This window comes from Pseudomonas sp. WS 5011 (assembly GCF_012985775.1).
GTDB lineage: Bacteria > Pseudomonadota > Gammaproteobacteria > Pseudomonadales > Pseudomonadaceae > Aquipseudomonas > Aquipseudomonas peli.
Genome location: NZ_JAAQXA010000008.1, coordinates 17,980 through 41,603 on the forward strand (window position 1 = coordinate 17,980; position 23,624 = coordinate 41,603).

At 61.5% G+C, this 23,624-nt stretch carries 26 protein-coding genes; 13 read left to right on the forward strand and 13 right to left on the reverse strand.

Annotated elements, in window-relative coordinates; genetic code table 11:
- Nucleotides 1–26 precede the first annotated feature (26 nt).
- Nucleotides 27–305 carry a DUF465 domain-containing protein gene (locus tag HBN63_RS10590; RefSeq protein ID WP_160085589.1) on the reverse strand — a complete coding sequence of 93 codons (279 nt, stop codon included), beginning with the start codon at nucleotides 303–305 and terminating at the stop codon, nucleotides 27–29.
- Nucleotides 306–392: 87 nt separating this feature from the next.
- Complete coding sequence (locus HBN63_RS10595) at nucleotides 393–632, reverse strand: DUF465 domain-containing protein (RefSeq protein ID WP_090249465.1); 240 nt, start codon at nucleotides 630–632, stop codon at nucleotides 393–395.
- A 200-nt stretch (nucleotides 633–832) separates the two neighbouring features.
- Between HBN63_RS10595 and HBN63_RS10600 the strand changes: the two genes are divergently transcribed.
- From HBN63_RS10600 to HBN63_RS10610, 3 genes are all read left to right on the forward strand, one after another.
- Entirely contained in the window at nucleotides 833–1,516 is a 684-nt protein-coding gene (locus HBN63_RS10600; RefSeq protein ID WP_241693733.1) for an EAL domain-containing protein, read from the forward strand.
- Between the two features lie 67 nt (nucleotides 1,517–1,583).
- Nucleotides 1,584–1,997 carry a large-conductance mechanosensitive channel protein MscL gene (mscL, locus tag HBN63_RS10605; protein WP_160085591.1) on the forward strand — a complete coding sequence of 138 codons (414 nt, stop codon included), beginning with the start codon at nucleotides 1,584–1,586 and terminating at the stop codon, nucleotides 1,995–1,997.
- Nucleotides 1,998–2,110: 113 nt separating this feature from the next.
- Nucleotides 2,111–3,136: a hemolysin family protein gene (locus HBN63_RS10610; protein ID WP_170049389.1), complete on the forward strand. Its 1,026-nt coding sequence runs from the start codon at nucleotides 2,111–2,113 to the stop codon at nucleotides 3,134–3,136.
- Nucleotides 3,137–3,139: 3 nt separating this feature from the next.
- Here the strand turns inward: HBN63_RS10610 and HBN63_RS10615 are convergent, their stop codons facing one another.
- Together HBN63_RS10615 and HBN63_RS10620 are read right to left on the reverse strand one after the other, a co-directional pair.
- Nucleotides 3,140–3,913, reverse strand: coding sequence for a ferredoxin--NADP reductase (locus HBN63_RS10615; RefSeq protein WP_170049390.1), 774 nt, complete (start codon nucleotides 3,911–3,913; stop codon nucleotides 3,140–3,142).
- Between the two features lie 110 nt (nucleotides 3,914–4,023).
- Nucleotides 4,024–5,019 carry a DctP family TRAP transporter solute-binding subunit gene (locus HBN63_RS10620; RefSeq protein WP_170049391.1) on the reverse strand — a complete coding sequence of 332 codons (996 nt, stop codon included), beginning with the start codon at nucleotides 5,017–5,019 and terminating at the stop codon, nucleotides 4,024–4,026.
- A 391-nt stretch (nucleotides 5,020–5,410) separates the two neighbouring features.
- Here HBN63_RS10620 and HBN63_RS10625 point away from each other — a divergent pair, with 391 nt between their 5' ends.
- Nucleotides 5,411–6,535: a class I SAM-dependent methyltransferase gene (locus tag HBN63_RS10625; protein WP_170049392.1), complete on the forward strand. Its 1,125-nt coding sequence runs from the start codon at nucleotides 5,411–5,413 to the stop codon at nucleotides 6,533–6,535.
- Nucleotides 6,536–6,544: 9 nt separating this feature from the next.
- Here HBN63_RS10625 and HBN63_RS10630 read toward each other — a convergent pair whose 3' ends face one another.
- The 3 genes from HBN63_RS10630 to HBN63_RS10640 all read right to left on the reverse strand — a co-directional run bounded on the left by HBN63_RS10630 (nucleotide 6,545) and on the right by HBN63_RS10640 (nucleotide 9,288).
- Entirely contained in the window at nucleotides 6,545–6,688 is a 144-nt protein-coding gene (locus HBN63_RS10630) for a DUF2474 domain-containing protein (RefSeq protein ID WP_090249480.1), read from the reverse strand.
- Nucleotides 6,689–6,838: 150 nt separating this feature from the next.
- Entirely contained in the window at nucleotides 6,839–7,846 is a 1,008-nt protein-coding gene (cydB, locus tag HBN63_RS10635) for a cytochrome d ubiquinol oxidase subunit II (protein WP_167142834.1), read from the reverse strand.
- Nucleotides 7,847–7,848: 2 nt separating this feature from the next.
- The gene (locus HBN63_RS10640; RefSeq protein WP_170049393.1) at nucleotides 7,849–9,288 is read right to left on the reverse strand and encodes a cytochrome ubiquinol oxidase subunit I; all 1,440 of its coding nucleotides are present in this window, start codon (nucleotides 9,286–9,288) and stop codon (nucleotides 7,849–7,851) included.
- A 325-nt stretch (nucleotides 9,289–9,613) separates the two neighbouring features.
- Here HBN63_RS10640 and HBN63_RS10645 point away from each other — a divergent pair, with 325 nt between their 5' ends.
- Nucleotides 9,614–10,843, forward strand: coding sequence for an MFS transporter (locus tag HBN63_RS10645; RefSeq protein ID WP_170049394.1), 1,230 nt, complete (start codon nucleotides 9,614–9,616; stop codon nucleotides 10,841–10,843).
- Between the two features lie 4 nt (nucleotides 10,844–10,847).
- Here the strand turns inward: HBN63_RS10645 and HBN63_RS10650 are convergent, their stop codons facing one another.
- Complete coding sequence (locus tag HBN63_RS10650) at nucleotides 10,848–11,402, reverse strand: DJ-1 family glyoxalase III (RefSeq protein ID WP_170049395.1); 555 nt, start codon at nucleotides 11,400–11,402, stop codon at nucleotides 10,848–10,850.
- A gap of 185 nt (nucleotides 11,403–11,587) precedes the next feature.
- On the opposite strand from HBN63_RS10650, the gene HBN63_RS10655 reads away from it, so the two are divergent.
- Both HBN63_RS10655 and trmA read left to right on the forward strand, forming a co-directional pair.
- Nucleotides 11,588–12,880 (forward strand): NCS2 family permease, encoded by a 1,293-nt coding sequence (locus tag HBN63_RS10655; protein ID WP_170049396.1) that lies wholly within the window; start codon nucleotides 11,588–11,590, stop codon nucleotides 12,878–12,880.
- Nucleotides 12,881–12,934: 54 nt separating this feature from the next.
- Nucleotides 12,935–14,023, forward strand: coding sequence for a tRNA (uridine(54)-C5)-methyltransferase TrmA (gene trmA / locus HBN63_RS10660; RefSeq protein WP_170049397.1), 1,089 nt, complete (start codon nucleotides 12,935–12,937; stop codon nucleotides 14,021–14,023).
- A 2-nt stretch (nucleotides 14,024–14,025) separates the two neighbouring features.
- Here the strand turns inward: trmA and HBN63_RS10665 are convergent, their stop codons facing one another.
- A complete protein-coding gene (locus tag HBN63_RS10665; RefSeq protein WP_170049398.1) occupies nucleotides 14,026–14,412 on the reverse strand; it encodes a DUF4345 domain-containing protein in 387 nt (128 codons plus the stop codon).
- 125 nt (nucleotides 14,413–14,537) lie between these two features.
- Here HBN63_RS10665 and HBN63_RS10670 point away from each other — a divergent pair, with 125 nt between their 5' ends.
- Together HBN63_RS10670 and HBN63_RS10675 are read left to right on the forward strand one after the other, a co-directional pair.
- Nucleotides 14,538–14,978 carry a DUF411 domain-containing protein gene (locus tag HBN63_RS10670; RefSeq protein ID WP_160085604.1) on the forward strand — a complete coding sequence of 147 codons (441 nt, stop codon included), beginning with the start codon at nucleotides 14,538–14,540 and terminating at the stop codon, nucleotides 14,976–14,978.
- A gap of 69 nt (nucleotides 14,979–15,047) precedes the next feature.
- On the forward strand, nucleotides 15,048–15,917 hold the full coding sequence (locus tag HBN63_RS10675; RefSeq protein WP_167142852.1) for a neutral zinc metallopeptidase: 870 nt from the start codon (nucleotides 15,048–15,050) through the stop codon (nucleotides 15,915–15,917).
- A gap of 88 nt (nucleotides 15,918–16,005) precedes the next feature.
- On the opposite strand, the gene HBN63_RS10680 is transcribed toward HBN63_RS10675, so the two are convergent.
- Complete coding sequence (locus HBN63_RS10680) at nucleotides 16,006–16,893, reverse strand: PA4780 family RIO1-like protein kinase (RefSeq protein ID WP_170049399.1); 888 nt, start codon at nucleotides 16,891–16,893, stop codon at nucleotides 16,006–16,008.
- A gap of 345 nt (nucleotides 16,894–17,238) precedes the next feature.
- Here HBN63_RS10680 and HBN63_RS10685 point away from each other — a divergent pair, with 345 nt between their 5' ends.
- Nucleotides 17,239–17,643 (forward strand): DUF2218 domain-containing protein, encoded by a 405-nt coding sequence (locus tag HBN63_RS10685; protein ID WP_345940478.1) that lies wholly within the window; start codon nucleotides 17,239–17,241, stop codon nucleotides 17,641–17,643.
- 31 nt (nucleotides 17,644–17,674) lie between these two features.
- Here the strand turns inward: HBN63_RS10685 and HBN63_RS10690 are convergent, their stop codons facing one another.
- Nucleotides 17,675–18,565 (reverse strand): LysR family transcriptional regulator, encoded by an 891-nt coding sequence (locus HBN63_RS10690; protein WP_090249512.1) that lies wholly within the window; start codon nucleotides 18,563–18,565, stop codon nucleotides 17,675–17,677.
- A gap of 100 nt (nucleotides 18,566–18,665) precedes the next feature.
- On the opposite strand from HBN63_RS10690, the gene HBN63_RS10695 reads away from it, so the two are divergent.
- Complete coding sequence (locus tag HBN63_RS10695; RefSeq protein ID WP_170049400.1) at nucleotides 18,666–19,307, forward strand: NAD(P)-dependent oxidoreductase; 642 nt, start codon at nucleotides 18,666–18,668, stop codon at nucleotides 19,305–19,307.
- A gap of 25 nt (nucleotides 19,308–19,332) precedes the next feature.
- Nucleotides 19,333–19,614, forward strand: coding sequence for a DUF2218 domain-containing protein (locus HBN63_RS10700; RefSeq protein WP_170049401.1), 282 nt, complete (start codon nucleotides 19,333–19,335; stop codon nucleotides 19,612–19,614).
- 64 nt (nucleotides 19,615–19,678) lie between these two features.
- Here HBN63_RS10700 and HBN63_RS10705 read toward each other — a convergent pair whose 3' ends face one another.
- Nucleotides 19,679–20,905, reverse strand: coding sequence for a hypothetical protein (locus HBN63_RS10705; RefSeq protein ID WP_170049402.1), 1,227 nt, complete (start codon nucleotides 20,903–20,905; stop codon nucleotides 19,679–19,681).
- A gap of 159 nt (nucleotides 20,906–21,064) precedes the next feature.
- Between HBN63_RS10705 and ada the strand changes: the two genes are divergently transcribed.
- Nucleotides 21,065–22,105 (forward strand): bifunctional DNA-binding transcriptional regulator/O6-methylguanine-DNA methyltransferase Ada, encoded by a 1,041-nt coding sequence (gene ada / locus HBN63_RS10710; RefSeq protein WP_170049507.1) that lies wholly within the window; start codon nucleotides 21,065–21,067, stop codon nucleotides 22,103–22,105.
- A 99-nt stretch (nucleotides 22,106–22,204) separates the two neighbouring features.
- On the opposite strand, the gene HBN63_RS10715 is transcribed toward ada, so the two are convergent.
- Entirely contained in the window at nucleotides 22,205–23,485 is a 1,281-nt protein-coding gene (locus HBN63_RS10715; protein ID WP_170049403.1) for an acetyl-CoA C-acetyltransferase, read from the reverse strand.
- Between the last annotated feature and the right edge of the window lie 139 nt (nucleotides 23,486–23,624).

The following is a 23,624-nucleotide window of genomic DNA, read 5'->3' on the forward strand; positions in this document are numbered from 1 at the left end:
CTGGATATATTTACAGTCCCGCACAGCTATCCCTTGCAACCGTTACCACAGCCACAACATTGCCCGGCAGCGCGTTTCAGCCGGCGCGCGAGATCATCCTTGAGGCCAACCCGCTCCTGCTTGAGGGCCAGCAGCGCCTCATCAGCCAGCAGTTCGCTGCCCGCCTCGATCCGGCAGATGCGTTTATCCAGGGTTTCGTAGGTGTCCGCCAGGCGGGCGAAGTTGGCATCACCAAGACGCAGCTCATGCAGCGCGCCGCGCAGTTCGGGGAAATCCTTGATCAGCGGATGGTGTTCAACGTGCATGCGGGTAGCCCTCTGAGATAGTCACTGTTTGCAGACTATCCCTCGAACCGGGCCCCGCACTTGACCCGGATCAAAGCAATACCGTTATTACGCGCTGCTAAGAAAATCGGCCAATTCATCCTTGAGGCTGACGCGCTGCATCTTCAGGCCCAGCAGCAGCATCTCATCCATGGCCACCCGCCCACTCTCCGCCTCATAGATGCGCTTATCCAGCTCTTCATACTCCTCGACCAAGCGAGCGAAATGGCCATTGCTGGACAGCAAGGTATGCAGCTGCGTCTTGAACTCGGGAAACTCGCGGTGCAGCGGATGATGTTCCAGTGGCATAACGGCATCCTCGTGGCGGATTCCCCTTGAGCCTAGCCCAGTAGCGCGGGCTCTGCCGAAACGGTCCAGCTGCACGGATGGAGAGCTACTTCTGCTATCTTTGCCCAAGCATCAGGAACCACTTACGAGAACAGGTTATGAGTACGACATCAGGATGTTCGGCTTGCCGTGACGGCCAAAGCTTGGATTTCCCCATCAGCATGGCCTTTCAGCCCATTATCAACCTGAGTACGGGCGCCATTTTCGCCCACGAGGCGCTGGTGCGCGGCAAAAACGGTGAGTCCGCTGGCAGCCTGCTGAGCAAGCTCAACGCGGATAATTTGTATCCGTTCGACCAAGCCTGCCGAATTACGGCCCTGGAATGGGCAGCCAAGCTGCAAGTGCCTGCCATGGTCTCGATCAACTTCATGCCCAACGCGGTGTACAAACCCGAGACCTGCATCCGCGCCACGCTGGAGGCCGCTTCGCGATTCAACTTCCCGCTGGAGCGGATCATCTTCGAGGTCACCGAACAGGAGCAGGTGCTGGATATCGATCACCTCACCGGCATTCTGCGCGCGTACCGCAAACAGGGCTTTATGACGGCGATTGATGACTTCGGCGCCGGTTATGCCGGGCTCAATCTGCTGGCCGACTTTCAGCCTGACCTGATCAAGCTGGACATGCAGCTGATCCGCAATATCGAGCAAGACAGCGTGCGGCAGATTCTGGTCGAAGCGACCCTGCAGATGTGCCGCAAACTGAATATCCGGGTGATTGCCGAGGGCATCGAAAGCATCGGTGAACTGCACGCATTACGCGACATGGGGGTGGAACTGTTCCAAGGCTACCTGCTGGCTAAACCTGCGTTCGAGTCGCTGCCCGAAGTCCATTACCCGGGCTGATAAGTAGCTGGCAAGCGGAGCGTGCTGGATTACACTCAGCGCAACCTCACCTACCAGAGAACGCAGCATGAGCATAATCAGTGAATTCAAAGCCTTTGCGGTCAAGGGCAACGTGGTCGACATGGCCGTAGGCATCATCATCGGCGCGGCCTTTGGCAAGATCGTCTCGTCCTTTGTTGGTGACGTGGTGATGCCACCGCTGGGCGTGCTGATTGGCGGCGTGGACTTCACTGATCTGGCCATCACCCTGAAGGCTGCCGAAGGCGATCTGCCTGCTGTGGTGTTGGCCTACGGCAAATTTATCCAGACCGTGCTCGATTTTCTGATCGTCGCATTCGCCATTTTCATGGGCATCAAGGTGCTCAACAAACTCAAGCGCGAAGAAGAAGCGGCACCCGCAGCACCGGCCCCACCGACCAAGGATCAGGAACTGCTGAGCGAGATCCGCGACTTGCTCAAGTCGCAACAAAGCCGAGACTGACGCCCCGTGTGGAGGGCCGAGGGCCCTCCCGTACATGATTTGTTGCAGGACAGAACGTTGGGCTAACGCACGTTCGTGTAAATTAGCCTCCCCTTGGCTACTTTTCCCCCTCAATGACCCTCCTGATTGCGTTTGCAGTTCTATCCATCCTCGTATCCTTTATCTGTTCGATTCTTGAAGCGGCGCTGCTGTCCCTGACGCCTAGCTATATCGCCCAGCAAAAAGCGACCAGGCCTAAGCTCTACGAGCGTTTGAAGGGGCTTAAAGACAAGATCGACCAGCCTCTGGCCGCCATTCTTACGCTGAACACCGTGGCCCACACAGTTGGCGCTACCGGCGTGGGTGCGCAGGTCACAGTCGTGTTTGGCGACGGCTACTTGGGCATTGCCTCAGCAGTGATGACGCTGCTGATTCTGGTCCTCTCGGAAATCCTGCCCAAGACCATTGGTGCGCGTTACTGGCCAACCCTGGCGCCATTCCTGCCGAGCCTGCTGGGCGGCATGATCCTGCTGCTCAAGCCGTTTATCTTCATGTCCGACATGATCATGCGGCTATTTGGCGGCAAAGAGCCTGAGCACGACATACGTCAGGAGATCAAAGCCTTGACCCTGCTCGGCCGCGAGGTGGGCAAGCTCGATGAAGACGAACAACGGGTTATCAGCAACATCCTCGACCTGCATGAAATCAAGCTTCGCGACATCATGACGCCACGGATTGTCTGCGAGTTTGCTGCACCCGATGACACGCTCAGTGCGTTCAAGGCGCGCGTGAAGGAAAGCCAGTTCTCCCGCTACCCGGTTATCGGTGAGGATGAAGCACCACTGGGCGTGGTGTTCCGCTATGACGCCCTGGGCGCCGAGGCGGATGAAGCGCCGGTGTCCAGCATCCTCAAACCGCTCAAGGTGGTTTCCGACAGCATGAACGTCGAAAACCTGATGACGCAGATGATGCATGAGCGTCAGCACATGTGCCTGGTGTATGACGAGTTCGGCAGCTGGCGCGGCCTGGTGACCATGGAGGACATCATGGAAACCATCATCGGCAAGCCGATCCTCGACGAAACCGACGACATCCCGAATATGCGCCGCTTCGCCAAGCGCCGCTGGGAGCACCGGATCAAGGCCATCCGCGAGGAATAAGCGCTACCAGTAGTTCTCCACCGCCACCTGCCCCGGCCGTCGGGTCAGGCTGAGCTGCAAGCCGCGCTGCTTGAGCAGCGCGCGGGTGTCGTCGATCATCTGCGGGTTGCCGCAGATCATCAGCCGCGAATGCTCAGGATCCAGGCTCAGCCCCGCCGACCGCTCCAGCTCGCCACTGTCCAGTAAGGTGGTGATACGCCCATGCAGGCAGCCGGGCACCTGCTCGCGGGTGACTAGCGGCTGATAGGTGAAACGATCGGCGTATTCCTGCAAATGTTCCTGCTGCATCAGCCCATGAATCAGGGACTGATAAGCCAGCTCACTGGCCGTGCGCGCGCTGTACACCAACACCACGCGCTGGAAGTGCTGCCACACTTCCAAGCCCTGCAGAATCGATAGAAACGGCGCGAGCCCCGTGCCGCTGGCCAGCAGCCAGAGGTCACGACCATCGGCAAAGCGGTCGAGGGTGAGAAAGCCCAGCGCCTGTTTCTCTACCAAAAGGCTGTCGCCGACCTTTAGCCGACTCAGCTCGGAGGTGAACTCGCCGCCTGGCACGACGATGGAGAAGAACTCAAGAAACTCATCATGGGGCGCCGAGGCCATCGAATAGGCCCGCCAGGTCACCGAGCCATCGGCCTTGGCTACGCCGAGACGGGCAAACTGTCCGGCCCGGAAGCGAAAGCCCGCATCACGCGTACAGCGCAGGCTGAACAGGCTGGGCGACCAGACCTGAATAGAGCGAAGGGTTTGCCGCGTGTACTTGTCGTCACTGGTCATGCGAACACCGGGTTTATGCGGATTGCATAAACCCAGTGTGACGCAACGCCGGTCATACAAACACCGGCAAAACTTGGGGACTCTTGGCCTTTACCGCTAAGAACCGGTTCTTAGCGGCGATTGACTGCCTGCGCGGCGCGCAACACATCGGCGCCGATTTCGGCTTCGTAGGTCTTCCACAGCGGGCTTAGCGCCGTGCGCCAGGCGGCACGCTCATCGGCCGTAAGGGTGACCACTTGGGCATGGCCGGCGGCGATGATGCGCTCGCGATCATTGTTGTTCAGCGTTTCGGCATCCTTATTCACCGAGAAGGACACTTCATCGATGATCGCTTCCAGCTCGGTGCGGGTTTTGTAGGGGATGCTGGTCCAGAACTCCTTGCTGCTGATCAGCATATAGCTCAGCGAGCCGTGATTAAGCTCGCTGATAAACGGCTGCACGGTGTCGACCTTCTGGCTGGCGATATTCGACCAGGGGCCTTCGGTGCCCTGGATGGTGCCGGCCTGCAGCGCTTTGAACGCCTCGGCGAACGGCATCTTCACGGTCTTGGCGCCAAGCTGGCCAAATTGTGCCTGCAGCACCGACGAGGGTTGAATACGGAAGGCCAGATCCTTGGCATCCTCGGGCTTGCGCAGCTCACGGTTAGCGGTCAGCTGCTTCATGCCGTTGTTCCAGTAGGCCAGGCCATAGATGCCCTGGTTGGACATGGCGTGCAGCAACTCGCGGCTCTTGTCACGCTTCTGGAAGCGTTTGACCGCCTCCAGGTCGTCGAACAGGAACGGCAGGTCGAACACCTGCAATTGCTTGGTGTACGCCTCGAACTTGGACAGCGACGGCGCCAGCATCTGCACCTTGCCCTCGCGCAGTGCATTGATCTCCTCGCCATCACCGAACAGCGTCGAGTTCGGGTAAACCTCAACCGCGACCTGCCCGGCTAGGCGCTCTTCGACCAATTTTTTGAACAGCAGTGCACCCTTGCCCTTGGGGGTGTCCTCGGCCACCACATGGGAGAACTTGATCACGATGGGCGCCGTGCCTTCTGCCAGGGCCGGGCTTGCCGCGACCAGCAATACGCTGAAGGTTAAAGACAGCAGGGACTTGAACATGGACATACCTTTTTGCAAATAGAACGCCGTGACGCCTGCATGGGCAGGCCTCATTGAGTGGGGGTGTGGGCTATGGATGATTCGGTGGACGCGGCAGAGTGCTGCACGGTCCTGATCATCAGGCGCTACCAGATCGCAGCCGGGCGTAGTGCTCGGGGCCTGGTTATTATTTGAATGCCGACCTTGCTGACTCATGCTGGCTGACTGACGGGTATCAGACACGACTGAGCAGATCCACAAGGGGGCGGCATTCTTCGGTAAAGCCGCGCGCGGCACAACTGCGATTTGCTGAACCAGCTCTCAGTTCCGAGACTTTTCCGCCACTTGCACCGACAATAGCGACCAACTGCACTTTTTATAGCGCCCTTGCGGCCTGCCACCCGAGTTTTCCATGCCTGTGTTCAGCACCCCGTTCGCCCAACTCGACCTCCTTCGCCAACCCGACCAGCCCCACGAGCCGCTGCAGGCGTTCGATGCGGCGGACGAATACCTGCTCAACCATCTGCATGAACAAGGGCTGACGAGCAGCACGCGCGTATTGGTGCTGAATGACAGCTTCGGTGCCATGGCAGCCAGCCTCGCTGGGCAGGCGCACGTGACCAGCAGTGGCGACTCACACCTCGGCCACCTGGGTTTGCAGGTCAACCTGCTGCGCAATCAGTTGCCGGCGGATGCCGTGAAGTTTGTACCGGCCAGCGCAGTTGCTCAGGGGCCGTTTGATGTGGTGCTGATTCGCGTACCGAAAACCCTGGCGCTGCTGGAGGAGCAACTAATTCGCCTGCACGGCCAGCTCGCCCCAACTGCGCAGGTGATTGCCGCCGCCATGGTCAAGCACCTGCCGCGTGCTGCCGGTGATCTGCTGGAGAAATATATCGGCCCGGTGCAAGCCTCGCTGGCGGTGAAAAAAGCCCGCCTGCTGTTTGCCACACCAGAGCCCAAACCCACACCCGTATCGCCCTACCCGACGCGTTATCGCCTGGAAAAGCCGGCTATCGAGCTGCTCAACCACGCCAATGTGTTCTGCCGCGAAGACCTGGATATCGGCACCCGCGCCTTTCTCCCGCACCTGCCCAAACACCTCAGCCGCTTGCGCGTAGCAGATCTCGGCTGCGGCAACGGCGTACTCGGCATTGCCTATGCACTGGGCAGCCCGCAGGCCGAGCTGACGTTGGTCGATGAGTCCTACATGGCGGTGCAATCCGCCGAAGAAAACTGGCGTACGGCACTGGGTGAGCGCCTGGTAGAGATTCGCGCCGGCGATGGTTTAGCTGAGCAGGCGGAGGATTCGTTGGATCTGGTGCTGTGCAACCCGCCGTTCCACCAGCAACAGGTGGTCGGCGATTTCCTCGCCTGGCGCATGTTCCAGCAGTCCCGCGCCGCGCTGGTGACCGGCGGCGAGCTGTGGATAGTCGGCAACCGCCACCTGGGCTACCACGCCAAGCTGAAACGGCTATTCCGTGGTGTCGAACAGGTGGCGGCGACGCCGAAGTTTGTGGTGCTTAAAGCGATCAAATAAGCCACGCCGTTACGGCGTGCCCATCCCAGCCGCCTGCATAAACAGGCGCAGCAGATAGGACACCGCCCCCAGGGCCAGCACACTGCCGGCCCAGATTGCTACCAACCAGCCGAGGCGTTGCCACAGCGGCTTTTTCTCTTCTACGTCATTCATCTTGCGCCCTCATAACTTACTTGAGGTCTCGCGAGCTAGAGTCCTGCAAGGCAAAAACAGGCGAGGAAGCGGAGTGTACTTTTGTACATGAGCATTCCGAGCCTGTTTTTAACGCCGCAGGGCCGACGCGCAGCAGACCGGAGCCGAGCCTCAGTGATAGCCATCTTCTTCAGTGACCTTGCCGCGGAACACGTAATAACTCCAGGCGGTGTACATCAGGATGAAGGGAATGATGAACAGCGCCCCAACCAGAATAAAACCCTGGCTCTGCGGCGGTGCGGCGGCTTCCCAGATGCTGATCGACGGCGGGATGATATTCGGCCACAGGCTGATGCCCAGGCCGCTGTAGCCGAGGAAGATCAGCGTCAGCGTCAGCAGAAACGGTGAATAGTTGGCGTTGCGCGCCACCGCGCGCAGCAGCGCCCAAGTGCACAGCAGCACCAGCAGCGGCACCGGCATAAACCAGAAGATATTCGGCAGGCTGAACCAGCGCTCGGCAATTTCCGTATGGGCCAGTGGCGTCCACAAGCTGACAATACCGGTGACGCCGAGCAGCACGAATACCAGCGGCCGCGCCATATCGTGCATCTGCAGCTGCAGGCGACCTTCGGTCTTCATGATCAGCCAGGTGCAGCCGAGCAAAGCGTAAGCGGCAATCAACGCCAGGCCGCAGAACAGTGAGAACGGCGTGAGCCAATCCAGCGCGCCGCCGACATAGACCCGATCGACCACCTTGAAGCCGTCGATATAGGCCCCCAGCGCCACGCCCTGGAAGAAGGTCGCGGTCAGTGAGCCGCCGATAAATGCTTTGTCCCAGAGGTGCCGCTTGGCGGCCTTGGCCTTGAAGCGGAACTCGAAGGCCACACCGCGGAAAATCAGCCCCAGCAGCATAAAGATCAGCGGCAGGTACAACGCGCTGAGCACCACCGCGTAGGCCAGCGGAAAGGCGCCGAACAGCGCCGCGCCACCGAGCACCAGCCAGGTTTCGTTACCGTCCCAGACCGGCGCCACGGTGTTCATCATCACATCGCGCTCGCCTTCGCTTTTGACAAAGGGGAAGAGGATGCCGATGCCCAGATCGAAGCCGTCCATGACCACATACATCATCACCCCGAAGGCGATGATCACGGCCCAGATCAGCGAGAGATCAATGCCCATGTTCAATTCCTCTCAGCCAGTGAGTCGGTTTCGCCCTCGTCCAAGCCCTCTTCGGGTGCGGACAACGGACGGGACGGCGTGCGTTTCTGGCCTGGGCCGCCTTCAGCGGGTTCCTTGCCTTCGTCGGTGATCGGGCCTTTGCGCACCAGGCGCATCATGTAGCTGATACCCGCGCCGAACAGGGCGAAATACACCACCACAAACAGAATCAGGGTCAGGCTCATCTGCGCAAAACTGTGCCCGGACGAGGCATCGGCGGTGCGCATCAGCCCCTGGATGATCCAGGGCTGACGACCGATTTCCGTGGTGTACCAGCCAGCGAGGATGGCGATGATCCCCGACGGGCCCATCCACACGGCCAGATGGAGGAACGGCCGGCTTTGAAACAGTTTGCCGCGGCTGCGCAGCCACAGGCCCCAAAGACCGGTGAGGATCATCAGCATGCCCAGGCCGACCATGATCCGGAAGGTCCAGAACACGATGGTTGAGTTAGGCCGATCTTCCTTGGCGAACTCCTTGAGCGCCGGCACCTGCTTGTCCAGGCTGTGGGTCAGGATCAGGCTGCCGAGGGCGGGAATCTCGATCTTGAAGCGGGTTTCTTCGGCTTCCATATCCGGCCAGCCGAACAGGATCAGCGGGGTCGGCTCATCACCATGATTTTCCCAGTGGCCTTCGATCGCCGCGATCTTCGCCGGCTGGTACTTGAGCGTATTCAAGCCATGGAAGTCGCCAATCACCGCCTGAATCGGCGCCACGATCAGCGCCATCCACATGGCCATTGAGAGCATCTTGCGGATCGCCGGGTTATCACGGCCGCGCAGCAGGTGCCAGGCCGCCGACGCGCCAACAAAGAACGCAGTGGCAAGGAATGCTGCCGTCGCCATATGCGCCAGGCGGTAAGGGAACGACGGATTGAACACCACGGCGAACCAGTCCACCGGAATCACCCGCCCGTCGATGATCTCGAAGCCCTGCGGGGTGTGCATCCAGCTGTTGGACGCGAGAATCCAGAACGTTGAGATCAGCGTGCCGACCGCCACCATCACCGTGGAGAAGAAGTGCAGGCCCGGGCCGACGCGGTTCCAGCCGAACAGCATGACGCCAAGAAAGCCCGCCTCAAGGAAGAACGCGGTAAGCACTTCATAAGTCAGCAGCGGCCCGGTGACCGCACCGGCAAAGTCGGAGAAGGCGCTCCAGTTGGTGCCAAACTGATAGGCCATGACCAGGCCAGACACCACGCCCATGCCGAAGTTGACCGCAAAGATCTTCGCCCAGAAGTGGTACAGGTCGCGGTATACCTCTTCCCCGGTTTTCAGCCACAGCCCTTCAAGCACCGCCAGGTAACTGGCCAGGCCAATGGTGATGGCCGGAAAAATGATGTGAAAGGAGATGGTAAAAGCGAACTGGATTCGGGCGAGGTCGAGAGCCTCCAATCCAAACATGGCGTTTCCTCAGTCAGGTGATACGGGGCACGGCCACGGGCGCACATGCCAGTCACAAGCAATCAGTCGGGGGATTATTGTTCTGGGTGAGGCAACTAGCGAGCTGTGCAAAGCCCTCACAACCGAGCGTCGAAGGTGTTGACGCGGGTCATTGCATGTACAGAGAGTAGCGTTTGCAGGTGCAAGTTCAGCTGTGGTCGATTGTCGCGCGACCGGCTGCCACAAGCATTGCGCGCAGACACAATCTGCCCCTGGCAGCTTGTGCAAGCTCACACCAAGCCCCTAGGCTGCACCTCCCCCAGTTATCGCTCGAGCCTTTTCGGCCATGCCCCAGCTTCTGCTCCGTCAGCACCGTCCATTCCTAGCGTTCTGGTTCGCCCGGGTGTTCACGGCCAGCGGCTTCCAGATGATTACCGTGGCGATTGGCTGGCAGATGTATTCGCTGACCGGCAACGTGCTGGACCTCGGCCTGGTCGGGCTGATCGAATTTCTGCCGAAGATCCTGTTTATCCTGCTCACCGGGCATGTCGCCGACCGCTTCGATCGGCGCAAGGTGGCGGCGCTCTGCCAGAGCGCCCAGGGGCTGATTGCCCTGGGCCTGCTGCTGGGTAGCAGCGCCGGCAGCATCAGCCGCGAAATGATCTTCATGATTGCCTTTCTGCTCGGCACCGCCCGCGCCTTTGAGATGCCGACCACCCAAGCTCTGCTACCGAATATAGTGCCGCCGGGGCTGTTTCCCGCCGCTGTGGCCGCGTCGGCCTCGGCCATGCAGGCCGCCACCATCATCGCGCCGGCGCTGGGCGGTTTGCTCTATGCGCTCGGTACGCACTGGGTCTATGGTCCGGCCGTGCTGCTATATGGTTGCGCCCTGAGCCTGATGCTCAGCCTGCCGGCGCGCCAGCTACCGCTGAAACAGAAGGTCTCGCTGGATTCACTGCTGGCCGGCTTTCGCTTTATTCGCAGCCGCCCTGCCGTGTTCGGCGCGGTGTCGATGGACATGCTGGCGGTGCTGCTTAGCGGCGCCACCGCGCTGCTGCCGGTGTTTGCCAAGGACATTCTGCTCGCCGGCCCCTGGGGCCTCGGCCTGCTGCGCTCGGCGCCGGCGGTGGGCGCATTGCTGATGTCGTTGTGGCTGGCGCGCTTCCCCATTGAGCGGCGGGTCGGCCCGGTGATGTTTACTTCGGTGGCGATCTTCGGCGTGGCGACCATCGGCTTCGGCCTGTCCACTTCACTCTGGTTCAGCCTGGCGGCGCTGGTGGTGCTGGGTGCGGCGGACATGATCAGCATGGTGATCCGCGGCGCCTTCGTGCAGCTGCAAACGCCAGACGAGATGCGCGGCCGCGTCGGCGCGGTCAACGGCCTGTTTATCGGCGCATCCAATCAACTTGGGGACTTCCGCGCCGGGGTCAGCGCAGCCTGGTTTGGCACGGTGCCAGCAGTGCTGATCGGCGGTGTAGGCGCGATTCTGGTTACCGGGATATGGATCCGCCTGTTCCCCGAACTGGCCAAGCGCGATCATCTGCACCCGCAAGGCCCTGAGCGAACCCACGACTAACGGGTTATCCGACCAGCATGGCCTCGGCGACCTGCTTGCGCACGGCCTTGCCACACAGCTGCTCAACCAGGGTCAGGGCAAACTCCAGGGCGGTACCGGGGCCCTGGCTGGTGATGCAGTTGCCATCGACCACCACCGGCTGGTCGACAAATACACAACCGCTCAGGCGATCACTGAACGCCGGATAACAAGTCATGCGCCGCTGCTTGAGCACACCATAGTGCTGCAACGCCAAGGCCGGGGCGGCGCAGATGGCGGCGAACAACTTGCCGGCCTTGGCCTGCTCGCGCACTCGCTCGGCCAGCGGCTCGTGCTCGGCCAGGTGTTGCGCACCCGGCATGCCGCCGGGCAAGACGATCAGGTCGAAGGGCTGGGCCAGCACGTCTACCAGCATGGTATCGGCCGTCAGGCGCGTGCCACGGGCGCAGGTGATCATCCGCCGGCTTTCGATACTGGCCACCACCACCTCGACTTCGGCACGCCGCAGTACATCAATCAGGGTTACGCATTCGAGGTCTTCGACACCATCGGCAACGCTGATAAGGGCCCGTGCAGTCATCATTTCGCTCCTTGCAAATCAGGTACATAAACTGTCCGAGCGGTCATAAATTCACCCCTTCCAGACGAGCTGATATGATGCGCGCCTTTTTCCAGATCGCCAGCAAAAACATGCACCCACGCGTGGATGTGCTTTGCTTTCGGTTTGCATAAACACGGCAAAAAAGCCGTTACGGGGAGTTCCGCATGCTGGAAAGACTGTTCCAACTCAAAGCCCATAACACCACGGTGCGCACCGAGATTCTGGCGGGGCTGACCACCTTTCTGACCATGGCCTACATTCTCTTCGTCAACCCCAACATGCTCGCCGAAACCGGCATGGACAAGGGCGCGGTCTTTGTTGCCACTTGCCTGGCAGCGGCGATTGGCTCGGCCATCATGGGCCTGCTGGCCAACTACCCGATTGCCCTGGCGCCGGGCATGGGCCTCAACGCCTTCTTCACCTACACCGTGGTGCTGACCATGGGTCACACCTGGCAGGTGGCGCTGGGTGCGGTGTTTCTCTCCGGGGTAATCTTCTTCGCGCTGTCGATCTTCAAGATCCGCGAATGGATCATCAACAGCATCCCGCTGGCCTTGCGTGCCGGTATCGCCGCCGGTATCGGCCTGTTCCTGGCGATCATCGCGCTGAAGAACGCCGGCATCGTGGTCGACCACCCGGCCACTCTGGTGACCCTCGGCGACCTGAGCCAGGGCGGCGCCATGCTCGCCTGCCTGGGCTTCTTCGTCATCGCGGCCCTGGCCTACCGCCAGGTCACCGGTGCGGTGATGATCGGCATTCTGCTGGTCACCGGCCTGTCGATCCTGTTCGGCCTGTCGCAGCTCAGCGGCGTGGTGTCGATGCCGCCCTCGCTGATGCCGACCCTGCTGCAACTGGACATCATGGGCGCCCTGGACATCGGCCTGCTCAGCGTTATTTTCGCCTTCCTCTTCGTTGACCTGTTCGACACATCCGGCACCCTGGTCGGCGTGGCGCAGAAGGCCAACCTGCTGGACAAGGACGGCAAGATGCCCAAGCTCGGCCGCGCCCTGCTGGCTGACAGCACCGCGACCATGGCCGGCGCTGCACTGGGCACCTCGACCACCACCAGTTATATCGAATCCGCTGCGGGCATCAGCGCCGGCGGGCGCACCGGTCTGACCGCCTGCGTGGTGGCAATCCTGTTCCTCCTGGCGCTGTTCTTCGCCCCGCTGGCCGGCGCCGTACCGGCCTTCGCCACCGCCCCGGCGCTGCTGTTTGTAGCCGTGCTGATGATGAGCAGCCTGGCGCAGATCGACTGGGACGACCTCACTGTCGCCGCCCCGGTGGTGGTTGCCGCCCTGGCCATGCCGCTGACCTTCTCGATTGCCAACGGCATTGCCTTCGGCTTTATCGCCTGGACCCTGATCAAGCTGCTGGCCGGCCGCTGGCGCGACCTCAACCCGGCGCTGGTGGTGCTCTCGGTACTGTTTGCGATCAAACTGGCGTACTTCGCCTGATGACCTTGCGGGTGGGCAATAGCTCACCCGCCTCTAATTTGAAAAGAGTCCCGCATGAGCCGTTCCCAGTTCGATCCCGCCACCTACGCCGCCCAGCTTGCTGACAAGCAGCAGCGCCTGATCGAGCTGCTGGCGCCGTTCAATGCACCCGCCCCCGAGGTATTTGAGTCGCCGCGCGAGCGCTATCGTCTGCGCGCCGAATTCCGCCTGTGGCGCGAGGGTGAGGACCGCCACTACGCCATGTTCGAGGCCGGCGATAACCTCAACCCGATCTTCTTCGAAGACTTCCCCATCGCCAGCGCGCAGATCAATACGCTGATGCCGCGCCTGAAGGCCTCCTGGCAAGCCAGTAGCGCCCTGAGCTTCAAGCTGTTTCAGGTCGAGTTTCTCACCACCCTGGCCGGCGATGGCCTGATCACCCTGTGTTACCACCGCCCGCTGGATGCAGCCTGGCAAGCCGAAGCCGAAAAGCTGGCGGCCGATTTGCAGGCGAGCATCATCGGCCGCTCCAAGGGCAAGCGCATTGTGATCGGCAAAGACTATGTCGAGGAAAAACTGCAGGTCGCCGGCCGTACCTTCAGCTATCGCCAGCCAGAGGGCGCGTTTACTCAGCCCAACGGCGAAGTGAACCAGAAGATGCTCGCCTGGGCCTATGACGCGCTTGGCGAACGCCAGGATGACCTGCTGGAGCTGTACTGCGGCAATGGCAACTTCACCCTGCCGCTGGCCACCCGCGTACGCAAGGTACTGGCCACCGAAATCAGCAAGTCATCGGTGAATGCAGCGCTGGCTAACCTGGCCGACAACGGCGTGGACAACATCAGCCTGGTGCGTCTGTCCGCCGAAGAGCTGACCGAGGCACTGAATGAGGTGCGGCCGTTCCGTCGCCTGGCCGGCATCGACCTGAAGAGCTACGACTTCGGCTGCGTATTCGTCGACCCGCCGCGCGCCGGCATGGACCCGGACACCTGCGAACTGACCCGGCGCTTCGAGCGCATTCTGTATATCTCCTGCAACCCGGAAACCCTGGCCGCCAACATCGCCCAGCTGAATGACACCCACAAGGTGACGCGCTGCGCGCTGTTCGACCAGTTCCCCTACACCCACCATATGGAGTCGGGTGTGCTGCTGGAGCGCCGTTAAGCCTACAGGCGCTGCAAGCCGCGCAGCGCCCAATAGCTCAGCCCCGCCGATACCACTTCCAACAGCAGCGCGTAGAGATTGAAGGTCTGCTGCGCGCCACCATCCAGCCACAGCCCGCCAATGCGTGCCAATGCCAGCGCGCTGTAGAGCAGCACCAGCAGAGTCAGCGCAGCGCGCGTCAGGTCCAGCCGACTCAGCGACAAGCCGAGGAACGCCGCCAGCCCCAGTTGCAAGCCACCATAGAACGCCCGCATATCCGTGGCGGCCGCTGGCGACATCAGCAACATACCGCTGAGGTTGGCCATTTCATGGGGACGGACAAAATAGGCCAGCCCCAGCCCCGCCAATGCCAACAATTGAATCACCTGTACTGCGCGTGCAAACAACATGGACACCCCTCCCCCTGAAATCGAGCACGCAGCATAAGCTGCGCCCGTCCGATTCGGAAATCGCCGGTGGTTGCCCAAGGCCGCCCGGCGCTATGCTCAGCCTTTCACCTGCCAGGAGTTACCCGATGCGCCAGCTGCTTGTTCTCGCCGGGCTGTTTGTCAGCAGCCTGAGTTTCGCCGCCGAACCCCTGACCATCGACGTGCATCGCGATGCCAACTGCGGTTGCTGCAAGGCCTGGATCAGCCACCTGCAGGACAACGGCTTTAAGGTTGTTGATCATGTAGAAACCGATATGAGTGCGGTCAAACAGCGCCTGGGCGTGCCGCCGCGCCTATCGTCCTGCCATACCGGAGTGATCAACGGCCAGTTTGTTGAAGGCCATGTACCGGCCGCCGACATTCTCAAAATGCGCAAACAGCCCGACCTGCTCGGCGCAGCCGTGCCCGGCATGCCAGCCGGCTCACCAGGTATGGAATACGGTAATGTGCGCGATGCCTATCAAGTCATCGGCCTGGATAAGCAAGGCGCAGAGCGGGTGATCAGCGAATACCCCACCATTGAATAAGTGACACTGCATTGGCGCCGCTCACAGCAGCGGACGACACTCACGCTCGACAGACACAGGACGATAGCGATGCGCTGGAAACGCGGAAGACGCAGTGACAACGTGGTGGATGCGCGCGGCAGCGGCTCACGCATGGGCGGCGGCAAAGGGCTGACCCTGGGCGGAGTGGCCATCGTGGTGATCGTCGGCCTGCTCAGCGGCCAGGACCCGATGCAGATCCTCGGCCAGCTGGCCGGGCAAGCCATGCAGGGCGGTTCGGTCAGCGCGCCGCAACGCTCAACGCCTGCCGCCAATGACGAGCAGTCGGAATTCGTCCGCGCCGTACTCGGCGATACCGAGGACACCTGGCGGGAAATCTTCCAGGGCGCCAACCGGCAGTACAAGGACCCGACCCTGGTGCTGTTTCGCGGCGGGGTGAATTCCGCCTGTGGCTTTGCCAACTCGGCAGTCGGGCCGTTCTATTGTCCAGGCGATCAGCGGGTGTACATCGACCTGGCGTTCTTCCGCGAGCTGGAACAACGCTTTGGCGCCGCCGGCGACTTTGCCCAGGCCTATGTGATTGCCCATGAAGTCGGCCACCACGTGCAGACCCTGCTCGGCGTCTCAGCCAAGGTCAACGCGGCCCGCCAACGCGGCGAACGGGTGGAGGGTGCGAACGGGCTACTGGTACGCCAGGAGTTGCAGGCCGACTGCCTGGCCGGGGTGTGGGCCTATCACGGTCAGCAGCGCCATGACTGGCTGGAGCCAGGCGACATTGAAGAGGCGCTGAACGCCGCCAATGCCATCGGCGATGACCGCTTGCAGAAGCAGGCCCGTGGCCAGGTGGTGCCTGACTCCTTCACCCACGGCACCTCAGAGCAGCGCGTGCGCTGGTTCAAGACCGGTTTCGACGGCGGCGATGTCGGCCGCTGCGATACGTTCAAAGCCACGCGGCTGTAAACCAGACAAACGCCCAAGATATTCAGCGCAAAAAAATGCCGCTTACCTGATCAGGTAAGCGGCATTTTTTATCAGCGGCACGCCCTGTCTATTGCGCCCAAGGCGGTGGTGGCTCTTCGCCTTTGGGTTCGTCTTCGGCATTCAGCAGCGCCTGACGGCGCGCTTCGTCGGCCAAGGCGGCCTTGATCTCGCGCATCACCGCATCGATATCGGCTTCTTCTTCCGGGTCATCGAATTCACCCGTCAGCGGGCTATCTGGGGTCAGTTCACCGGCCTCATAGAGCGCCCACATTTCCTTGGCGTACTTGGTGAATTTCAATTCCGGGGCAAACTGACCGAAATACTCAGCCATGTTGCGCACATCGCGCTCAAGCATCTTGAACGCATGGTTGTTGCCGGCCGCATCCACCGCTTGCGGCAAGTCGATAATCACCGGGCCACCCGGATCAAGCAGCACGTTGAATTCCGACAGGTCACCATGCACCAGGCCAGCGCAGAGCATTTTCACCACTTCATGAATCATAAAAGCGTGGAATTCGCGGGCATCGTCCGGGTGCAGGTCGACATCATTGAGGCGCGGAGCCGCGTCGCCCTCACCGTCATCGACCAGTTCCATGAGCAACACGCCTTCAAGGAAGTCATACGGCTTGGGCACCCGCACCCCGGCGTTGGCCAAGCGGAACAAGGCGGCAACCTCGGCATTCTGCCAGGCATCTTCCTGGCCCTTACGGCCGTACTTCGAACCTTTGGCCATGGCCCGGGCATCACGGCTGTTGCGTACCTTGCGGCCTTCCTGGTACTCGGCGGCTTGGCGAAAACTGCGCTTATTGGCTTCCTTGTAGACCTTGGCGACGCGCAGTTCCTCACCGCAGCGCACCACGTAGACCGCGGCTTCTTTACCGCTCATCAGCGGGCGTATCACTTCATCGACCAGCCCGGCTTCGACCAGGGGCTCAATACGTTTTGGCGTCTTCATCAGCTTTAATCAGGGGTCCTGTGTTGCCCAAGTCGACTCTGCCGCCCGTTATACGGCAATCTTTACGCAGCGCCCACCCTCCTGTCAGCACACCCCGCGTTACCTGGCGCCAGCCAGACCGATCGAAGGCTGAGTAAATCGCTCAATCATGCCGCCTGGCGGTGTGTTAAGTGGTGCACATGCAGCAAACCCGGTGTTACAAACACACGCGCCATGCAACCAAAAGGGATTTAACACTGTCCCATTCGCTGTATATTCGCCAGCCGGTCATGCCACGCGCAAGGCCCCTTACCGCCACCCCGCGAAGGCGCCTCGCCTGAGCCTGCATGATTGGGGGAAACAACTGTGAAACATGCCCAATCTGGCAGCAGCACCCTGCCCCAGCAGCCACATCTTCAGGCGCTCAACGCAGTGGGCAGTCTGGCCGCCAAGCGCCACGCGCATCCTAAACGCTGCAATGGCATCGCCGCGCTGCACATCGCCTCCAGCCATGTCGTCACCGATACGCCTGCACGCTACATCAGCCGCCTGTGTGCGCAGTTTGCGCACAAGCTGCCCGTCAGTTTCGGTGACCACCACGGGCGCATCGAATTTGCCTTCGGCCTCTCGCATCTGCATGCGGATCGCACCGGCCTGCATATCACGGTCCTGAGTAATAACCCGCAGGACCTGAACAAGCTCAAGCACCTGATAGCCACACACTTCGAGCGCTTTGCCTGGCAAGGCGAGTTGGACCTCGCGTGGCAGTAGCCCACGACACCCCACCACGCAGGTGAGCACCTCAGGGTGCCAATAACTGCTGCCGCAGCGCCTCGATGGCATAACGCACTTTGGCCGGTTGTGCATCGCGGCGCGGTGTCACCAAATAAATACCAAACGGCGGCATGCGCCAGTGCGGCAGTAGCTCACGCAAGCTGCCATTGGCCAACTCTTCGAGCACTTCCTGCTCCGGTTGCAGCGACACACCCATACCGGCCAAGGTGAAATGGCGCACGGCGAGGATGTTGTTGCAGCCCACCCGGCTTTCCACACGCAGCTTCTCGACCTGGGCGTGTGGCCCATGCAGCTCCAGCAAGTTGAACGCACTGTCACTGTGCAAAATCAGCCAGTCCAGGCCGATCAGGTCCTGAGGCTGAGTGATAGGCGGTTTGCGCAGCAGATAGGCCGGAGCAGCGCACAGCAACATGCGTGTATCACCGATATGCCGCGCCACCAGGCTGGAGTCTTCCAGATGGCCGACACGAATGGCCAGGTCGATGCGCTGTTCGACCAGGTCGACCTGCTCATCCTGAAAAAACAGCTTGAGGCTCAGCCCGCTATGCGCCTGCAACAGCGGCGCCAGTGCCGCGCTGAGCCGCCGCCCGGAAAACCCCACCGGCGCGGCAATACGCAGCTCGCCGACCGGGGCATCGCGTAACTCGGCCAGGCGCTGTTCGGCCTGCTGCGCCAGTGCCAGCACCTGAGCGCAGCTCTGGTAGAAGGTCGCACCCGCTTCGGTCAGGGTCAGCTTGCGCGTGGTGCGGTGCAGCAGGCTGACCTGAGTGCTGTCCTCCAGCTTACGAATCTGCTGACTGACCGCCGATGCGGTCATGCCCAACACCTCGGCCGCCGCCACCATGGAGCCTCGATCAACCACGGTGGCGAACACCGCCATGCGCTTTAACTGCTCCATTCGTAAGCCCTGCTTAATAGTTAAAGCCTTTTTAGCCTATTTTTCTGCCATTTACCCAGCTGCGATTATTGCTCTCACCTAATCGCACCTGGAGAACCCCATGAAACTCGCCCTGATCGGCGCCAGCGGCTTTGTTGGCGCAGCTGTTCTGCAAGAAGCCCTGGGCCGTGGCCATCAGGTCACCGGCATCGTTCGTAATCCCGCGAAACTGCCACAGCACCCGGCGCTTAATGCCGTCGCTGGCGATGCCTACAACGCCGACGCCTTGGCCGAGCAACTCAAAGGCCATGACGCAGTGATCCACGCCTTTAATCCCGGCTGGGGCACGGCGGATATTCGCGAACGCTTTATCCAGGGCAGCCAGGCGATCATCGCAGCCAGCAAACAGGCCGATGTGCAGCGGCTGCTGGTGGTCGGCGGCGCAGGTAGCCTGTATGTCGCACCGGGCCTGCAATTGATCGACACCCCGGACTTCCCCGCCGAATACAGGGAAGGTGCCGAAGGCGCGCGGCAGGCCCTCAACCTGCTGAAAAGTGAAACCACACTGGCCTGGAGCTTTATCTCACCACCGGCGCTGCTGCAGCCCGGCGCGCGCAGCGGGCAGTTCCGCATCGGCGGCGATCAGTTGCTGATGAATGGCGACGCCCCGGCGCAGATCTCGGTCGCCGATTTGGCCGTGGCCATCATTGATGAGCTGGAGCGCCCACATCACCTGCGCCAACGCTTTACCGTTGGCTATTAAGCCGTCACTTGATCAGGAGAACCCGATGCCACTGAACGCCAGCGCCTATGTCGCCACGGATGCACCGGCCCGCTATATCAGCCGGCTATGCAAACACTTCGCGCACAAGATTCCGGTAAGTTTCGATGAACACCACGGCCGTATCGAGTTCGACAGCGGCCTCGCCTTGCTGCATGCCGAGACCGACGGTTTGCGCCTGAGTGTGCAAAGCGCCAGCAGCGAAGGCTTGGAAAGCCTGAAACAGGTCGTCAGTCGGCATTTTGAACGCTTCGCCTGGCAAGCCGAACTCAGCCTTGACTGGCAATAACCACTGCTGAGTAGGGAACAACGGCCTGAGCCCAGCAAATAGCGGCGGCGCGGCATCCTGTCGCTCAGGGCAGGTTGTCACCGAAAGCCGTCTCGATGTTCAGGCCCAGGCTGATCACGCCGAGCAGTACATCGGTATCGGGGTCGTAAAGCGGCGCTGAGACCTTGCTCTGAAAGCTCTGCGTTGAACCGTCATACTCAATCGCGCCGATATACACCTCGTCACGGGGAAGCGACGCGGCCCGCTGAAAATCCAGCTCATCAGCCTGCCAATAATCACTGGTGCTCTCGCTCAAGGCCACCAATTGACCGCTGGCATCACTGATAAACAATTCATTAAACAGCGGGGCATATTGCTGAGCGATACCGGCTAACAACTTGGATGGCTGCAGGTTGAGCATGCGCCGGATCAATGGTTTTTCTTCAAGAATACGCTCGCGCCGCCACTGCCGATCCAGCTCCTGGATCCGCTCCGCGCTGTTCTCGCGCTGATTCGCCGCCCGCAAAGCCGCAAGCAGATCAGCATGCAGGCCCCAGCGCGCCACATGCTGTGCGACCAGCTGGCGCAGATAGGCCTGTTCCGCATCACTGAGCGCTATGCTGGCCGGAGCGCAGCTTTCCACCTGGCGATTGAAGGCCTTGAGAAAGTCCGGGTGCCCATCAAGAAAGGTCTTGGAAAAATACACGCCCAACGGCGAGTAGCGCACGAAGCGCTCGTGCAGCATCTGCTTACCCTCTGCCTGTTCAAGCGTGCTGTGCATGGCGCTGCTATCAGCCAGCACCATATTGATACGGCCATGGCGAAGCATTTCCACCAGCTGCTCCAGGCGGGGCACTTTCTGTTCAACTTTAATACCGCGCGATTCGAGCCAGATCATGCTGTTGCTGCCCAGTACGCTGCCGATCCTCAGCTGCTTGTCCCAGATGGGCAGGTTGAGCAGGCTGGGGTCCAGCGCATACCAGTACCACTTCTCGATCAGCAGCGGCGCCGAAAGCACGGCATAGCCATCCACCAGACTATTGGGCGCGGAACTGAAGAAGCCGTCGGCAATCTGCCGGCTGACATTGAGGCGAGCCCGCTGCAGCGAGGTCAGCTGAATCTGATAGGGCTGCTGCAGTTGGTTGAAAATGCATTCCAGCACCTTGACCGATAAACCGCCGAGTTGGCCATCGACCACTACTTGGTAGGGCTCTTCGAAACTGGTGTCGAGCCGCACGGGCACCGGCGGTTGCGCAGCGGCGCACACGCTGGCCAGCACCAGCAGCAGCCCCATATGGCGCAGTCTGAACATTGCCGTCTCCTTGCGTGAGCGCCGTGGCGGATGCAAAGAGTCTAGGCGAGGTTGGCTAAGTCGCGGTGCAGCAGCTTGGGCCGCTTTGAAAGTCAGATGTGGATTGGCAGACCGCCAGCCGCAGCCGACAATCCGCCCATGATTATTGAGGATCGCGCCATGCTCGATGCCGACCGCTGCTGGCAAGCCATATGCGACCGCAATGCCACGCAGGATGGCCGCTTTGTGTTTGCCGTACACAGCACCGGTATCTATTGCCGGCCCAGTTGCCCGGCACGGCGGCCCCGGCGGGAGAACGTCAGCTTCCACCTCGATGCTGACGCCGCTGCCGCGGCAGGCTTTCGCCCATGCAAACGTTGCTCGCCGCAGGGGCAGAGCCAGGCCGAGCAATTAGACGCGCTGGTGGTGGCCGCCTGTGAGCTACTCGACAACAGTGAGCAGCCGCTGACCCTCGCACAGTTGGCCGCGCGAATCGGCCTGTCCGCTTCGCACCTAGCGCGCGCCTTCAAGGCGCGTACCGGGCTGACACCGAAAGCCTGGAGCGAGGCGCAACGCCGTGCACGTCTGGAGCAACAGTTACCCGCAGCAGGCAGCGTTCTAGATGCCGCGCTAAACGCCGGCTACTCCGGCACCCGCGCGTTGTATCAGCAGCCCGCATCCCTGAGCCCGGCACAAAGACGTAAACAGGCCGCTGGCGAACGGCTGCGCTACAGCATCGCACCCTGCCCGCTCGGCCACTTGCTGCTGGCCAGCAGCGCTAAAGGCATCTGCGCGCTGCTGTTTGGCGACGACCCGGCCGCGCTGCTGAGCGAACTGCAGCAACGCTTTGCTGCCGCCGAACTGCATGTGGATAACGCGGGCCTGGGCGATAGCCTGCGCCAGGTATTGGCGCAGATCAGCGAACCGCAGCGCGCCGCCCAGCTGCCACTGGATATTCGCGGCACGGCGTTTCAGCAGCAGGTGTGGCGCGCCCTGCAGCAGATTCCGCTGGGGCAGACGCGTAACTACGCCGAGCTGGCTGCGCAACTGGGCAGCCATCCACGCGCCGTGGCACGCGCCTGTGCCAGCAACCCACTGGGCCTGCTGGTGCCGTGCCATCGGGTGATCGCCAGCAACGGCAGCCTCAGCGGCTATCGCTGGGGCCTGGCACGCAAAGCGGCGCTGCTTAAGCAGGAAGCCGAGCCATCGCGAGAGCAATAAACAGCCATAAAAAAAGAGCGGCGCCACCTGCGTGGGCCGCTCCAAATCACGGAGTTGCATACATCAGTACCCGCACCGCGTGCGGGTACCGCTGTTTGATTACTTTTCCAGGATTGCAGTCACACCTTGACCGCCAGCGGCGCAAATTGAGATCAATCCACGGCCTTCCTGCGCCACTGAGAGCAGCTTGGCCAGGTTGGCGACGATGCGCCCACCGGTGGCTGCAAACGGGTGACCTGCAGCCAGCGAGCTGCCCTTAACGTTCATCTTGCGCCGGTCGATGGAACCCAGTGGCGCATCCAGGCCCAGGCGGGTCTTGCAGTAGTCGGCGTCTTCCCAGGCCTTGAGGGTGCACAGCACCTGGGCGGCGAAGGCTTCGTGGATTTCGTAGTAGTCGAAGTCCTGCAGGCTCAGCTTGTTGCGCGCCAACAGACGCGGCACGGCGTAGGCCGGCGCCATCAGCAGGCCTTCCTTGCCCGCGCCGACAAAGTCCACGGCGGCAGCTTCACCGTCCTTCCAGTAAGCCAGGATCGGCAGACCACGGGCCTTGGCCCAGTCTTCACTGGCTAACAGCACCAGAGACGCACCATCGGTCAGTGGCGTCGAGTTGGCGGCGGTCATGGTGCCGCGCGGGCTGCGCTCAAAGCAGGGCTTGAGCGTGGCGAGTTTTTCCAGGCTGATATCGGCGCGCAGGTTCTGGTCGCGGGTCAGACCACGGAACGGCGTAAGCAAATCGTCGTGCCAGCCTTCTGCGTAGGCGGCGGCGAGTTTCTGGTGGCTGGCCACGGCCAGCTGGTCCTGCTCGTCACGCGGAATCGCCCAGGTCTGTGCCATCAGCTCGCAGTGCTCGCCCATCGACAGGCCGGTGCGCGGTTCGCCGTTACGCGGAATGGCCGGAGCCAGGTGGCGTGGGCGAATCTGCAGCAGGCTCTTGATCTTCTCGCCGGTGCTCTTGCCTCGATTGGCCTGCAGCAGGATCTTGCGCAGCCCTTCGTTGACCCCAATTGGCGCATCCGAGGTGGTGTCGACGCCGCCAGCGATGCCGCACTCAATCTGCCCAAGCGCAATCTTGTTGGCCACCAGCAGTGCTGCTTCCAGCCCGGTGCCGCAGGCCTGCTGCAGATCATAGGCCGGGGTTTCCGGTGCCAGACGCGAGCCCAGCACGCATTCGCGGGTTAGGTTGAAGTCGCGTGAATGCTTGAGTACCGCACCGGCCACCACTTCGCCGAGGCGTTCGCCATGCAGGTTGAAGCGCTCGACCAAGCCATCCAGCGCGCTGGTCAGCATCTCCTGGTTGCTCGCGGTGGCGTAGACGGTGTTGGAGCGGGCGAACGGAATACGGTTACCACCAACGATGGCGACGCGGCGCGGCTGGGTCATGGATTACTCCTGATGAAGTGAATGGCGCACAGGCTAGCTTGTTACCGCAGTGTGGCATTGGCCGCCTTGCCAGCGCAGCAGGCGGCGCGGTCAATTGCGCATTTCTGCGGGCTGCGTAGAGTGGGCGCACTTTTGATCC

Bases quoted from the DNA above. Each gene is read 5' to 3' on its own strand.
- HBN63_RS10590 (WP_160085589.1), bottom strand. From the start codon at position 305: ATGCACGTTGAACACCATCCGCTGATCAAGGATTTCCCCGAACTGCGC.
- HBN63_RS10595 (WP_090249465.1), bottom strand. From the start codon at position 632: ATGCCACTGGAACATCATCCGCTGCACCGCGAGTTTCCCGAGTTCAAG.
- HBN63_RS10600 (WP_241693733.1), top strand. From the start codon at position 833: ATGGCCTTTCAGCCCATTATCAACCTGAGTACGGGCGCCATTTTCGCC.
- mscL (WP_160085591.1), top strand. From the start codon at position 1,584: ATGAGCATAATCAGTGAATTCAAAGCCTTTGCGGTCAAGGGCAACGTG.
- HBN63_RS10610 (WP_170049389.1), top strand. From the start codon at position 2,111: ATGACCCTCCTGATTGCGTTTGCAGTTCTATCCATCCTCGTATCCTTT.
- HBN63_RS10615 (WP_170049390.1), bottom strand. From the start codon at position 3,913: ATGACCAGTGACGACAAGTACACGCGGCAAACCCTTCGCTCTATTCAG.
- HBN63_RS10620 (WP_170049391.1), bottom strand. From the start codon at position 5,019: ATGTTCAAGTCCCTGCTGTCTTTAACCTTCAGCGTATTGCTGGTCGCG.
- HBN63_RS10625 (WP_170049392.1), top strand. From the start codon at position 5,411: ATGCCTGTGTTCAGCACCCCGTTCGCCCAACTCGACCTCCTTCGCCAA.
- HBN63_RS10630 (WP_090249480.1), bottom strand. From the start codon at position 6,688: ATGAATGACGTAGAAGAGAAAAAGCCGCTGTGGCAACGCCTCGGCTGG.
- cydB (WP_167142834.1), bottom strand. From the start codon at position 7,846: ATGGGCATTGATCTCTCGCTGATCTGGGCCGTGATCATCGCCTTCGGG.
- HBN63_RS10640 (WP_170049393.1), bottom strand. From the start codon at position 9,288: ATGTTTGGATTGGAGGCTCTCGACCTCGCCCGAATCCAGTTCGCTTTT.
- HBN63_RS10645 (WP_170049394.1), top strand. From the start codon at position 9,614: ATGCCCCAGCTTCTGCTCCGTCAGCACCGTCCATTCCTAGCGTTCTGG.
- HBN63_RS10650 (WP_170049395.1), bottom strand. From the start codon at position 11,402: ATGACTGCACGGGCCCTTATCAGCGTTGCCGATGGTGTCGAAGACCTC.
- HBN63_RS10655 (WP_170049396.1), top strand. From the start codon at position 11,588: ATGCTGGAAAGACTGTTCCAACTCAAAGCCCATAACACCACGGTGCGC.
- trmA (WP_170049397.1), top strand. From the start codon at position 12,935: ATGAGCCGTTCCCAGTTCGATCCCGCCACCTACGCCGCCCAGCTTGCT.
- HBN63_RS10665 (WP_170049398.1), bottom strand. From the start codon at position 14,412: ATGTTGTTTGCACGCGCAGTACAGGTGATTCAATTGTTGGCATTGGCG.
- HBN63_RS10670 (WP_160085604.1), top strand. From the start codon at position 14,538: ATGCGCCAGCTGCTTGTTCTCGCCGGGCTGTTTGTCAGCAGCCTGAGT.
- HBN63_RS10675 (WP_167142852.1), top strand. From the start codon at position 15,048: ATGCGCTGGAAACGCGGAAGACGCAGTGACAACGTGGTGGATGCGCGC.
- HBN63_RS10680 (WP_170049399.1), bottom strand. From the start codon at position 16,893: ATGAAGACGCCAAAACGTATTGAGCCCCTGGTCGAAGCCGGGCTGGTC.
- HBN63_RS10690 (WP_090249512.1), bottom strand. From the start codon at position 18,565: ATGGAGCAGTTAAAGCGCATGGCGGTGTTCGCCACCGTGGTTGATCGA.
- HBN63_RS10695 (WP_170049400.1), top strand. From the start codon at position 18,666: ATGAAACTCGCCCTGATCGGCGCCAGCGGCTTTGTTGGCGCAGCTGTT.
- HBN63_RS10700 (WP_170049401.1), top strand. From the start codon at position 19,333: ATGCCACTGAACGCCAGCGCCTATGTCGCCACGGATGCACCGGCCCGC.
- HBN63_RS10705 (WP_170049402.1), bottom strand. From the start codon at position 20,905: ATGTTCAGACTGCGCCATATGGGGCTGCTGCTGGTGCTGGCCAGCGTG.
- ada (WP_170049507.1), top strand. From the start codon at position 21,065: ATGCTCGATGCCGACCGCTGCTGGCAAGCCATATGCGACCGCAATGCC.
- HBN63_RS10715 (WP_170049403.1), bottom strand. From the start codon at position 23,485: ATGACCCAGCCGCGCCGCGTCGCCATCGTTGGTGGTAACCGTATTCCG.